Here is a 12,713-nt window from a genome sequence, read left to right on the forward strand (position 1 = left end):
AAGTCAATGCGAAGTCGACGCCAACTCACTGATGCGAACGGTCAGTGACATGCGGATGACAAACTGATGGCCATGAGCGATTTGTGAACGAAGCAGCGCCCCTTTGCTGTATCGCTGCTCAAAAAAAACGGCATTGAGCAGCGTTTGCCGACTAAGATCGACGCCGGTCAGTGCATATGGCTAAGTGGCAGAGCGTGAAATTACGGCCGCCGCTTCGGCGGGACTCCGCACAGCCGTAGGCGATATCGCCGATGAACTCGATGCCGGTGAGCACACAATCGCTTGGCCCCATCCCGCTCAATTCAACGTCGCGCAGCTGCGGCAATAGCGGCCGGTCCGCCGCGTGTCCGGTGAAAGCCGCAATCTTCGTCATTCGCCTGTACTGCTCCGACCACCGGTAAAGGCCGGCTAACGCTGCGCCCGCGCAACTGTCACAGCACACGGATATATTAGGGGCGGTGCGGCGCGCCGCATTCCTGGCTCCGTCCCCCTCCAACGTTCCGATTGACGTTCCATGCCGGCTATAAGCTTCCTACCTGACAGCTTCGAAGAATACGAAGATCTCAAGTCGATACTCGACCAGGGCAGCGCGAGCTTCGAAATCCGCGCCATCTGCGAGACTGAGGTGCGCGGCCGGCGCTTTTCCGTCTACACCGCGAGCATCGGTTCATCGGATTCGCTTGCGCCCGCTATTGCTTTCATCGGCGGCATTCACGGGCTCGAGCGAATCGGCTCGCAACTCGTGCTCGACTACATGCGCGCGCTACTCGCGCGGCTCGAATGGGACGAATTGCTGGTGCGGCAATTGCAATCCATCAGGATATATTTCTGCCCGATCGTTAATCCCGGCGGCATGTGGGCGTCGACGCGCGCGAATCCGCACGGCGTCGATCTGATGCGCAACGCGCCGCAAAACGCCGACGCACGCGTGCCGCTGCTGGCGGGCGGGCAGCGCGTCGGCGCATGGCTGCCCTGGTATCGCGGCCGCGCGGGCGAGCCGATGGAACCGGAGGCGGCCGCGCTGCTGCAGTTGGTCGACACGCAACTCGCCGCGCGGCCGCTGAGCATCGCGCTCGATTGCCATTCCGGCTACGGCTGGAGCGACAGCATCTGGTTTCCGTACGCGCGAACGCGCCGGCACATGCCGCATCTGCCTGAGATGTACGTATTGAAGAGCATGTTCGAGCACGCGCATCCGCATCACGGCTATACGTTCGAGCCGCAGAGCCACCAGTATCTGCTGCACGGCGATCTGTGGGACTGCGCGTACGACCGCACGCCAGCGCCGAACATCTTCCTGCCGATGACGCTCGAACTCGGCTCGTGGTTGTGGATCAAGAAGAACCCGCGCCAGTTGTTTTCGCGCCAAGGCATGTTCAATCCGGTCATGGCGCACCGCACCGCGCGCGTGCTGCGGCGCCATGCGAACCTGTTCGACTTCCTCGCGCGCGCGGCGTTTTCAGCGCAGCGCTGGCTGCCGCAAGGCAACCGCCGCGAGCAGTTGCTGCAAGGCGCGCTCGATCACTGGTACAGGCCGCATAGCGTATGAGCACGTGGATCCTGCTGCGCGGACTCACGCGCGAAACGCGGCACTGGGGGCGCTTGCCGGCTGCGTTGCACGAAACCTTGGGCCAACTCCCGGCCGATTGCTTGCGCGAAGCAACGGCAACCGCAACCGCAATGAGCGCGACCGGCTTGCGTTTGCTGCTGCTCGATCTGCCTGGCAACGGTGAATACGCGCGGCGGCGCGCTCCAGCGAGCGTCGCGGGCATGGTCGCATTCGTGCGGCACGCGGCGCTCGAAACGGGCGTGCCGGGCCCTTACAACGTGGTCGCGATGTCGCTAGGCGGCATGGTCGCGACCGACTGGGCACAGCGTCACCCCGGCGAAATCGAACGGCTCGTGTTGATCAATACGAGCATGCGGCCATTCAGCCGCCCGCACCAACGGCTGCGGCCGTCGTCGTGGCCGGGCTTGCTCGGTGTCGCCGCGCATTGGGGCGATGCGGCCGAAGCCGAGAGCGGTATCCATCGGATCACGTGCAATAACGTCGATACCTTGGGCGCGGATCTCACTGCGTGGACCGCGATCCGCCGCAGCGCGCCGGTGAGCCGCGCGAATGCGCTGCGGCAATTGTGGGCCGCCGCGCGTTTCAGCGCCGGGTCCGCCGCGCCGTGCTGCGCACGGCTCATTCTCTCTTCGCGGGCCGATGGGCTCGTCAACCCGGTCTGTTCGGCGAAGCTCGCGGCGGCGTGGGGCGCGCCGCATCGCGAGCATCCTTGGGCCGGCCACGATCTGCCGCACGACGATCCCGCGTGGACCGCCGAGCAGATTCGCGCGTGGCTCACGCGGCGCGCCGAAGACAGCGATGCGGCCGCGCCGGCACCGGCGCGAGCAAAGCCCGCGGGTTGAACCGCGGACCGCGTTGCCGCGCCGCAGCGACGCAATTGGTTGCAGCAAAGCTTTGGGTGACTCTTCAATGACCCGTCAGCGGGTATTACCTGACGGCGCAAAAACGGCCGCATTACGCACGGCAGGCGCATAATTCCAAGTCAGACGTTGCCTGCGAATCACGCGATACTCACCATTGCCGCCAGCCAGGGGAGTCGATCATGCAAGCAAAGAACGAAGAAGCCGTCACGCACCTGCTGAACGATGTCGTCGAATTTGCACGGGGGCGGCTGCCGGAGCCGACCTTCGATATCGTCGAACCCTTTCTGCGGCACTACTACGATTTCGTCGACGCGGGCGATCTGCAAAGCCGCTCGATCGCCGATCTGTACGGCGCGGCGCTCGCCCACTGGCAGACTGCGCAGCGTTTCGTGCCGGGCGAGCAGCGGCTGCGCGTCTATAACCCGATCCTCGAACAGCATGGCTGGCATTCCGATCACACAGTGATCGAGATCGTCAACGACGACATGCCGTTCCTCGTCGATTCGGTCTCGATGACGGTCAACCGGCATCGGCTCGCATTGCATTCGGTCGTGCATCCGGTGTTTCGCATCTGGCGCGCGCCCGACGGCAACATCGCGCGCGTGAGCCAGGGCGCCGAAGAGGCCGGCGATGCGCGCTCGCATCTGACCTCGTGCATCCATTTCGAGGTCGATCGTTGTGGCGATGCGGCAAAACTCGACGCGTTGCGCGATGACATCGCGCGCGTGCTCGGCGACGTGCGCGCAGCGGTCGAAGACTGGCCGAAGATCGTCGAACGCGCGAAGCAGACGATTCAGGACATGAAGGTGCGCGAGACCGGTCCCGAGGGCGTCGAAGCGCGCGCGTTCGTCGAATGGATGGTCGCCGATCATTTCACGTTCCTCGGCCAGCGTGATTACGAACTGGTGCAGCAGGAGGGCGGTTACGGTTTGCGGGCGGTCGCGGGCTCCGGTCTCGGCATTCTGCGCGATGCGCTGCGGCCCGCCGGCGCGGCGGAAGTCACCGCGTTGCCGCCGGCGGCCGCGGAGATCGTCGCCGGATCGTCGCCGATCTTTCTGACCAAGGCCAATTCGCGCGCCACCGTGCATCGGCCCGGCTACCTCGACTATGTCGGCATCAAGCTGAGCGGTGCGGATGGCAAAGTAACGGGCGAACGGCGCTTCATCGGCCTGTATACGTCGACCGCTTATTTCGTGTCGGCCGCCGAGATTCCGATCGTGCGGCGCAAATGCGCGAACATCGTGAGACGCGCCGCATTCCTGCCCAAAGGTCATCTGGCGAAATCGCTGGTGACGGTTCTCGAAACCTATCCGCGCGACGAACTGTTCCAGGCCGACGAGGACCAGCTCTACGACACCGCACTCGGCGTGCTGCGCTTGCAGGAACATCAGCGCACGCGGCTGTTCGTGCGGCGCGATCGCTTCGATCGCTTCGTGTCGTGCCTCGTGTTCGTGTCGCGCGACAAGTACAACACCGATCTGCGGCAACGGATCGCGAACCTGCTCGCCGATGCGTTCAACGGCGAGAACGTCGAATTCACGCCGCTGCTGTCGGAGTCGACGCTCGCGCGAATTCATTTCGTCGTCCATGCTAAAACGGGCAGCATGCCCAACGTCGATACGCGCGAGCTCGAAGCGCGCCTCGTGCAGGTCGCGCGACGCTGGCAGGACGATCTGGCCGACGCGTTGCTTGACGCGTACGGCGAAGAGCACGGCAACCGTTTGCTGCAGCACTACAGCGATTCGTTTCCGCCCGGCTATCGTGACGACTATCCGGCGCGCACGGCGGTGCGCGATATCGAACTGATCGAGCGCGTACAGGGCACCGAGCGGCTCGCGATGAACCTGTACCGGCCGATCGAATCGGGACCGCGCGCATTCCGCTTCAAGGTGTATCGCGCGGGCTTGCCGATCGCGCTGTCGCGCAGCTTGCCGATGCTCGAACATCTCGGCGTGCGTGTCGACGAAGAGCGGCCTTATCTGATCGAAGCGCCGGGCGCGACGCCCGCGTGGATCCACGACTTCGGCCTCGAACTCGCGGACGATGCCGAGTTCGACATCGAGCGGGTCAAAGATCTGTTCGAACAGGCGTTCGAGCAGGTGTGGACCGGCACGATAGAAAGCGATGACTTCAACCGCCTCGTATTGCGCGCGCAGCTGAACGCGCGCGAGGTGACGATTCTGCGTGCGTACGCGAAGTACTTGCGGCAGGTCGGCTCGACCTTCAGCGACGCGTATATCGAACGCGCGGTGACCGGCAACCCGGCGATTGCGCGCATGCTCGTCGCGCTGTTCATTGCGCGCTTCGATCCGGCGCTCGGCGACGTGCGCGAGGCCCGCGTGAGCGGTTGTCTCGAGGCGATCGACAGCGCGCTCGACCAGGTGCCGAATCTCGACGAAGACCGCATCCTGCGTCAGTTTCTCGGCGTGATCAAGGCGACCAAGCGGACCAATTACTACCGCTATGGCGCCACGGGGCAACCGAAACCGTACCTGTCGTTCAAGTTCGATCCCGCCCAGGTGCCCGGCTTGCCCGAGCCGAAACCGATGTTCGAGATCTGGGTCTACTCGCCGCGCGTCGAGGGCGTGCATCTGCGTGGCGGGCGCGTCGCGCGCGGCGGCTTGCGCTGGTCGGATCGGCGCGAGGATTTCCGCACGGAAGTGCTCGGCCTGATGAAGGCGCAGATGGTGAAGAACGTCGTGATCGTGCCGGTCGGCTCGAAGGGTGGCTTCGTCGTCAAGAATCCGCCGCCGCAGAGCGAGCGCGATGCGTGGATGCGTGAAGGCGTCGCGTGCTATCAGACGTTCCTGCGCGGATTGCTCGACGTCACCGACAATCTCGCGGGCACCGACGTCGTGCCACCGCCCGACGTAGTGCGCCACGACCCCGACGACCCGTATCTGGTCGTCGCCGCCGACAAGGGCACAGCCACCTTCTCCGACTACGCGAACGCGATCTCGCGGGAATACGGCTTCTGGCTCGACGACGCATTCGCGTCGGGCGGCTCGGTCGGCTACGACCACAAGAAAATGGGCATCACCGCGCGCGGCGCGTGGGAGTCGGTCAAACGGCACTTCCGCGAAATGGGCATCGACACGCAGAGCGAGGACTTCACGGTGGTCGGTGTCGGCGACATGTCGGGCGACGTGTTCGGCAACGGCATGCTGCTATCGCCGCATATCAAGCTGCTCGCCGCGTTCGATCACCGCCATATCTTTCTCGATCCGAATCCCGATCCCGCCGCGAGCATGGCGGAGCGCGCGCGGCTCTTCATGCTCGACCGCTCGAGCTGGGCCGATTACGATCCGTCGCTGATCTCGGCGGGCGGCGGCGTCTTCCCGCGCAGCGCGAAGACGATTCCGCTGTCGACGGCGGTGCAAGCGGTGCTCGGCATCAGCGCGGCGGCGTTCTCGCCGGCCGAGCTGATGCGCGCGATTCTGCAGGCACCCGTCGATCTGCTTTATAACGGCGGCATCGGCACCTACGTGAAGGCGAGCCGCGAAACGAATCAGCAGGCGGGCGATCGCGCGAACGACGCGATCCGCGTGAACGGCGCGGATCTGCGTTGCAAGGTCGTGGCCGAGGGCGGCAATCTCGGCTTGACACAACTCGGGCGCATCGAGTTCGCGCAGCGCGGCGGCCGCCTCAATACCGATGCGATCGATAACTCGGCGGGTGTCGATTGCTCGGATCACGAAGTCAACATCAAGATTCTGCTGGGGCTCGTCGTCGCCGATGGCGAGATGACGGAAAAGCAGCGCAATGCGTTGCTTGCCGAGATGACCGATGAGGTCGGTCTGCTCGTGCTGACCGATAACTACTATCAGACCCAGGCTTTGTCGATCGCGGGCCGTTTTGGCGTCGAGTTGCTCGATGCCGAGGCGCGTCTGATGCGCTATCTGGAGAAGGCGGGGCGGCTCAATCGCGTGATCGAGTTTCTGCCCACCGACGAAGACCTCGCCGAGCGCGCCGCCGCAAAGCAGGGACTGACGACACCCGAGCGCGCGGTACTGCTCGCATACAGCAAGATGTGGCTCTATGACGCGCTGCTCGACTCGTCGATGCCGGAAGACCCGCTCGTCAGCGACATGTTGATCGACTACTTTCCGAAACCTTTGCGGCAGCGTTTCCGCGAACCGATGCAGCGCCATCCGCTACGCCGTGAAATCCTCGCGACGCACTTGACCAATGCGCTCGTGAATCGCGTGGGCTGCGAGTTCGTGCATCGGCTGATGGAAGAGACCGATGCTTGGCCTGGCGACATCGTTCGCGCGTGCATCATGGCGCGCGACGTGTTCGATCTCGATCAAATCTGGCGCAGCATCGACGCGCTCGACAACCGTGTTCCGGACGACGTGCAGGCGCGCATGTTTGCGGAGGTCGCGCGGCTCGTCGAACGTTCGGCGCTGTGGTTCCTGCGGCATCTGCAAACCGGCGCGGCCGCCGACGACGTGACCGGGCTGCTCGCGCGCTGCCGCGATGCCGCGCAGCGCCTCGCGCCGCAATGGCCGGCGCTGTTGCCAGGCGCGGATCTCGAAGCGTTGTCGGAACGGCAACGAATATTCGTCGATGCCGGTGTCGATAGCGATCTCGCGGTGCGGATCGCGAGCGGTGAGGTGTCCGCCGCGCTGCTCGATATCGCCGAAGTCGCGTCGACGTGCGGGCGCAATCTCGAACAGGTCGCGGGCGTCTACTTCGCGCTCGGCACGCTGCTGAACTACGGCTGGATCAGCGAGCGCGCCGCTTCATTGCCGGCGCCGACGCATTGGGACATGCTCGCGCGTGCTTCGGCGCTCGCCGAACTCGCAAGGCTCAAGCGGGCGCTGACCACGAGCGCATTGGCCGGCGCGACCGATGCGTCGACGCCCGATTCGCTCGTGCAAACCTGGCGCGACAAACGCGCGGCGCAGCTCGATCGCTACACGCGTTTGCTGACCGATCTGCGCGCGACGGGCGGCGCGAGCCTGTCAGTGCTGCTGGTGGTCGTGCGGGAGATGGCGGCGCTCGAGAGGGTGTGAGCTGCGCGAAGACCGGGGGGGGGCGTTGTTCATCCATAATATCGAGTACTTGCCGATAGCTTCGATCGTGCAGTACCCAGCACACTCATGGACGCCCGCCAGCCGATGAAAGAAGAATCGCCGAAAGCCATTTTTTACGCACTCGCCGCCAACCTGGGCATCGCCGTCTGCAAGTTCGCCGCGGCCGCGTTCACCGGCTCAGGCTCGATGTTCGCCGAGGCGATTCACTCCACCGCCGATTGCGGCAATCAACTGCTGCTGCTTTTCGGGCTGCGCGAAGCGCGCAAGCCGGTGAGCCCTTTGCACCCGATGGGCAGTGGACGGGAAATCAACTTCTATTCGCTGCTGGTTGCGTTGCTGCTGTTTTTCGTCGGCGGAGCGTTTTCGGTGTATGAGGGTGTGCATCGACTGATTGCGCGCGAGCCGTTGCAGTATGCGTTCGTCGCGTTGGCGGTGCTCGGTGTGTCGGTGGTGCTGGAATCGCTATCGTTGTGGGGCGCGGTGAGGGAGATTCGCAAGACGCATCCGGATAAAAATCTCTGGCGCTGGTTTCGTGAGACGCGCGAATCGGATCTGCTGGTCGTGGCCGGCGAAGATATCGCCGCGCTATTCGGTCTGGCGATCGCCTTCGTCGCCGTGCTATCGACGATGGTGACCGGCGACCCCGTGTATGACGCGCTCGGCTCGGTGGGGGTGGGTCTTCTGCTGATGACGATCGCGTGGCTCATCGCGCGTGAAGTGAAGTCGATGATCGCCGGCGAATCCGCGAGCCCGGAAATGCGCAGCGCCATCGACGCGCATCTGCGCGCGCGTCCCGAGATTCGCGGCATCATCAACATGATTACGTTGCAGTGGGGGCGTCACGTGGTGGTGGCGGTGCAGGCGGAAATGATCGACTATGCGAGCGGCCGCGCGATGGTCGATGCGATCAATCTCATCGAGGCCGATCTGCAGGCCACGTTTCCTCAGGTGCGCTGGGTGTTTTTTGAACCGGACGTGCCGCGCAATTAAAAACGTCTTCCATTCATAACGGGCCTGCGCTCACGTCGCCCGAATCGACATCTCGCTGCTTGACACGCCCGACCCCGGAACCTAGTATTCGTCGGGGAATTGGTCATACGACTCTAGAGTAGTCAGGCCACTCGCCCACGTTCCACATCAGGTTCCCATTAAAAGAACTGCGTCACATCGGAGATGTCGATGAAAAATATCGGTCGCGCCTTTTCTTCCGTTGTCCTTACTTGTTCCTGTCTGTTTGCTATTGCCGCTCACGCGCAAACACTGGCGACCGGCGACAGCCGAACGGTGACGCAGCCAGGCTATCCCACTGTTTGCACCACGCTCACCGCGCAATTCACGAGTTCGCAACGCGCATCACCGCCGACTACCGACGACACGAGCCGTCTGCAGGCGGCGTTGAACAGCTGCGCCGGCACGGGCGGCAGCGTCGTGCTGGCCACTTCCGGATCGAACAACGCGTTCTATACCGACAGTCTGACGATCAGCGGCGCGGGTATCGTGGTCAACTCGGGCGTCACGTTGTATGGCAACAATAGCTATTCAAGCAATGCGAACCTGCTGTCATTCTCGGGCACGAACGCGTCACTGATGGGACCGGGCACCGTCGACGGCCGCGGCGATATCATCACTGGCACGCCGCGGCTCGTACAGGCGAGCAATACAACGAACTTCATCGTCTATAACGTGACGCTGTCTCAGGCGGCCCATCCGAACCTCTACGTTGAAGGCGGCAGCGGCTTCACCGCATGGAACGTGTCGATTCGCACGCCGGCCACGCGTAAGAATGCCGACGGTATCGACATCGACAGCCTGACCAATGCGACGGTGACCAACTCGGATATCGAAGCCGGAGACGATGGCGTCGCGGTCAAGACGAACTCGGGCAACATCTCGAACGTCACCGTTTCGAACACGAAGCTGCATGGCACGCACGGTTTGTCGGTCGGCAGCATCGCGCAGAATACGGTGTCGAATATCCTGTTCAACAACAACTATGTGTACGGCAACGATCTGAACGGCACGGCCTCGACCGACGCGAACGCGATCAACGTGAAGGCCGATCCATGTTCGCTGACGGTGCAGCAGGTCAGCTACGTCAATACCTGCATCACCAACGCAAAGCATCTGATCGTGATGGACACGAACTACAGCAGTTGTAGTAGCGGCGGCAGCCCGACGTTGTCGAACATCATCGTCAATGGTGCGTATTCGACGGCGTCTGTGTCCGGTGCCTATACGAAGATCGATGGACGCAGCTCGAGCTATCCGGTGACAGCGTATCTGGCCAATGTCAGCCTCGATGCGACCGCGCAAAGCGGCGACCAGTACGCGAGCGTCGGTCTGTATAACTCGAACGTCACACCGTCCGGCACTGGCGTCACCACGTCGAGTTTCACGCTGAGCGGCAGCGTACCGAGTTGCTCGTTCTAACCGCGCCGTAGGGTAGCGGCGAGCGGTGCGGAGAGGCGCATGATCAGCGGCTCTTCCGCATCGCTCTATCAAGCGATTGTGGTCAAGGATCAGCATGCCGGAAAAATGGCTGGGACCTGTTTGCGTGATCTGCGCGGCGGCGCTGGGGCTGTCGACCGGCGTGCTGTACTTCCGGCACGCGGCGCCAGCGGCGGGGGCTGCGACGAGCGTCGTTGCCGATAGCGAAAACAACGCGGCTCCGGCGGCTTCAGTCCACGCACCCGCGGCGCAGACCGATAACTCGTTGCGCATCTGGCCCGCCGATTCGCGCCTCGCCAATGGTTTAGCAATCACGGACAGTCATCATCTGATTGTCAACGACGCATTGCACGACCTGATCGATTTCTTTCTTCTCGAACAGGCGGACGACGATCGCGCGGACCAACTGAAGCTGTATCTGAGAACCCGGCTCCGTCCTCCCGCTTCCGAGGAAGCGGTGCTGCTCGCCGAGCATTACGTGGCCTATATGGCAGCGCACGACGAACTGCTCGCCGCGCAGAACCTGAATGCGCAGAACCTGAGTGCATCGAACGTCGACATCAACCGCATCATGACGTGGCGTCAGCAGCGCGATCAATTGCGGCAACGCATGCTGGGCGACCAGGTGGAGCAGGCCTGGTATCAGAACGACGATTCGCAATTGACGCAGGCAATCGACGAATGGCGGCAACGCGCGGCCGATCAGGAAGGGGTAGCCGCGTTCGCGCGGCAGCCGCGTTATCCGGTTCCTCATTGGCAAAACAGCCACGACGAAAAACTGCACATCCAATACCTGCTTGGGCTATTGCAAAAAGCCGTGACGAGTTTCAGCGAACGGAGCCACGAAGGACAGCATTGGGCCGAGCGATATTCGAGCTATCAGAGCGACGCTCAAACAATCAGTCACGATCCGGGTCTCGACACCTCCCAGCGTAACGCGCAGCTTCAGGCTTTGCGAGTGAGACTGTTTCCGACGCAAGCCGAACGGCAGCGCGCACATGAACTGGGACCGTGAGGGCTTCCGGTACGCGTCACCGCGCCTATTTGAACCCCATCACCGCATGCGGCACATACCGTTCTTCGAGCCGGTGAATCTCTTCGTCACTGAGCTTTAAGGAAAGCGCCGCGACTGCATCGTCGAGATGATGCAGTTTTGTCGCGCCGACGATCGGCGCGGTAATCGGTTTCTTCTGCAGCACCCAGGCTAGCGCGACCTGCGCGCGTGGCACGCCGCGCTCCTTCGCGATCTCGCTGACCCGCTCGACGACACGCCGATCCGCTTCTTGCGTGTGCGCGTACAGCGTGCGGCCGAATTCATCGGTTTCCGAGCGCGCGCTTTCGCTGTCCCAGTCGCGCGTCAAGCGTCCACGTGCAAGCGGACTCCACGGAATTACGCCGATGCCCTCGCTTTCGCACAGCGGCAGCATTTCGCGCTCTTCCTCGCGGTACAACAGATTCACGTAGTTCTGCATCGTCACGAAGCGCATCCAGCCGTGGCGCTCCGCCACATGCAACGCCTTGGCGAACTGCCATGCGTACATCGAGGATGCGCCGATATAGCGCGCCTTGCCGGCTTTCACGACATCGTGCAGCGCTTCCATCGTTTCCTCGATCGGCGTGCCGTAGTCCCAGCGATGGATCTGATACAGGTCGACGTAGTCGGTACCGAGACGCCGCAGGCTGTGATCGATCTCCGCCATGATCGCCTTGCGCGAGAGCCCCGCGCCGTTCGGGCCGGGATGCATGCGGCTATTGACCTTGGTGGCGAGCACGATCTCATCGCGCTTCGCAAAGTCCTTCAGCGCACGCCCGACGATTTCCTCGCTGGTGCCGTCCGAATAGACGTTGGCCGTATCGAAGAAGTTGATGCCGTGATCGAGTGCCTGCTTGATGAACGGCCGTGCGGCTTCGTCGTCGAGCGACCACGGGTGCGTGCCGCGCGACGGCACGCCATAACTCATACAGCCGAGACAAAGACGCGATACATCGAGGCCGGTGCGGCCAAGTTTCACATAGTCCATCGTGGTGCTCCTGTCGTGAAGGGCACAAACCCGCTGCGAGGGAAAGATGTCCGATTATAGGGAAACGACGGCAAGCGCGTCGTCACGGGCCGCGGCGCTTTCGATCGCTCCAATGGCAAAGCGCCCGCGAAGCCACTTCGCGGGCGCATAACGGCGAGTGCCGTGAACGACAGTTAACGCTCAATGCCGTACCGGACGATAGGGAGTCCACACGGGCGTGTCCGTATTCCACTGATCGAGTTCCGATGGTGTCATGATGTTCTCCTTGCTCAAGAGGCGCGCGGTTCTGCGCGATGACCGGCAGTTCTTCGCGAAGCCGGATCGTTCGCGCGAGCGCGCCGGGTTCTGAATAACTTCCGCCAACTCGTTACTGGCCCTTCGCGACGCGCGTCACTTCGCCGTTGTCCCGTTCCTGCAACGCGATGCGCGCGGCTTGCGTCTGGCCGATCAGGCCTTTGTCCGGATACGAGGTGCGGTTCAACGACGGCAGCGAACCGTCGCGATACGCGGCGACGACTTCGGCCTTGACCTCGGCGCGTGTCTTCGTGCTTGCAGTCGGCGCCGGCTGCGTGTCATACGTTCCTGCGCGGCCGATACCGCCGCCGCCTTGCGCGAATGCCGGAGCGCTGACGAGCAGCGAAAGAGCGAGGCCTGCCAACAGATTGCGTTTCATGATCCACTCCTGTCGATTCATTGGCAGCGCGGTGGCGCTGCGACAGGGTGAAATGTAGACGTCGACGCCGAGCGGATAAATCGCGGTTTTGCGAAATGA

At 63.1% G+C, this 12,713-nt stretch carries 9 protein-coding genes; 6 read left to right on the top strand and 3 right to left on the bottom strand.

Annotated elements, in window-relative coordinates; translation table 11 throughout:
* Window positions 1–151: 151 nt before the first annotated feature.
* Window positions 152–373, bottom strand: a complete 222-nt coding sequence (locus BJG93_RS19185; RefSeq protein ID WP_027195887.1) for a hypothetical protein — start codon at window positions 371–373, stop codon at window positions 152–154.
* Between the two features lie 141 nt (window positions 374–514).
* Between BJG93_RS19185 and BJG93_RS19190 the strand changes: the two genes are divergently transcribed.
* The 6 genes from BJG93_RS19190 (at window position 515) to BJG93_RS19215 (ending at window position 10,935) form a co-directional block, all read left to right on the top strand.
* A complete protein-coding gene (locus tag BJG93_RS19190) occupies window positions 515–1,549 on the top strand; it encodes a M14 family zinc carboxypeptidase (protein WP_027195888.1) in 1,035 nt (344 codons plus the stop codon).
* Window positions 1,546–2,412 carry an alpha/beta fold hydrolase gene (locus BJG93_RS19195; protein ID WP_027195889.1) on the top strand — a complete coding sequence of 289 codons (867 nt, stop codon included), beginning with the start codon at window positions 1,546–1,548 and terminating at the stop codon, window positions 2,410–2,412. The genes BJG93_RS19190 and BJG93_RS19195 overlap by 4 nt, the downstream gene beginning before the upstream one ends.
* A 200-nt stretch (window positions 2,413–2,612) precedes the next feature.
* Entirely contained in the window at window positions 2,613–7,451 is a 4,839-nt protein-coding gene (locus BJG93_RS19200) for an NAD-glutamate dehydrogenase (protein ID WP_027195890.1), read from the top strand.
* Window positions 7,452–7,556: 105 nt separating this feature from the next.
* Window positions 7,557–8,462 carry a cation diffusion facilitator family transporter gene (locus tag BJG93_RS19205; RefSeq protein ID WP_027195891.1) on the top strand — a complete coding sequence of 302 codons (906 nt, stop codon included), beginning with the start codon at window positions 7,557–7,559 and terminating at the stop codon, window positions 8,460–8,462.
* Window positions 8,463–8,651: 189 nt separating this feature from the next.
* A complete protein-coding gene (locus BJG93_RS19210; protein ID WP_154671749.1) occupies window positions 8,652–9,902 on the top strand; it encodes a glycosyl hydrolase family 28 protein in 1,251 nt (416 codons plus the stop codon).
* Window positions 9,903–9,996: 94 nt separating this feature from the next.
* Window positions 9,997–10,935: a lipase secretion chaperone gene (locus BJG93_RS19215; RefSeq protein WP_063828905.1), complete on the top strand. Its 939-nt coding sequence runs from the start codon at window positions 9,997–9,999 to the stop codon at window positions 10,933–10,935.
* Window positions 10,936–10,960: 25 nt separating this feature from the next.
* On the opposite strand, the gene BJG93_RS19220 is transcribed toward BJG93_RS19215, so the two are convergent.
* Together BJG93_RS19220 and BJG93_RS19225 are read right to left on the bottom strand one after the other, a co-directional pair.
* Window positions 10,961–11,941 carry an aldo/keto reductase gene (locus BJG93_RS19220; protein WP_027195893.1) on the bottom strand — a complete coding sequence of 327 codons (981 nt, stop codon included), beginning with the start codon at window positions 11,939–11,941 and terminating at the stop codon, window positions 10,961–10,963.
* Window positions 11,942–12,308: 367 nt separating this feature from the next.
* Window positions 12,309–12,614, bottom strand: a complete 306-nt coding sequence (locus BJG93_RS19225) for a DUF4148 domain-containing protein (RefSeq protein WP_027195894.1) — start codon at window positions 12,612–12,614, stop codon at window positions 12,309–12,311.
* Window positions 12,615–12,713 lie beyond the last annotated feature (99 nt).

The organism is Paraburkholderia sprentiae WSM5005, from assembly GCF_001865575.2.
Taxonomy (GTDB): domain Bacteria; phylum Pseudomonadota; class Gammaproteobacteria; order Burkholderiales; family Burkholderiaceae; genus Paraburkholderia; species Paraburkholderia sprentiae.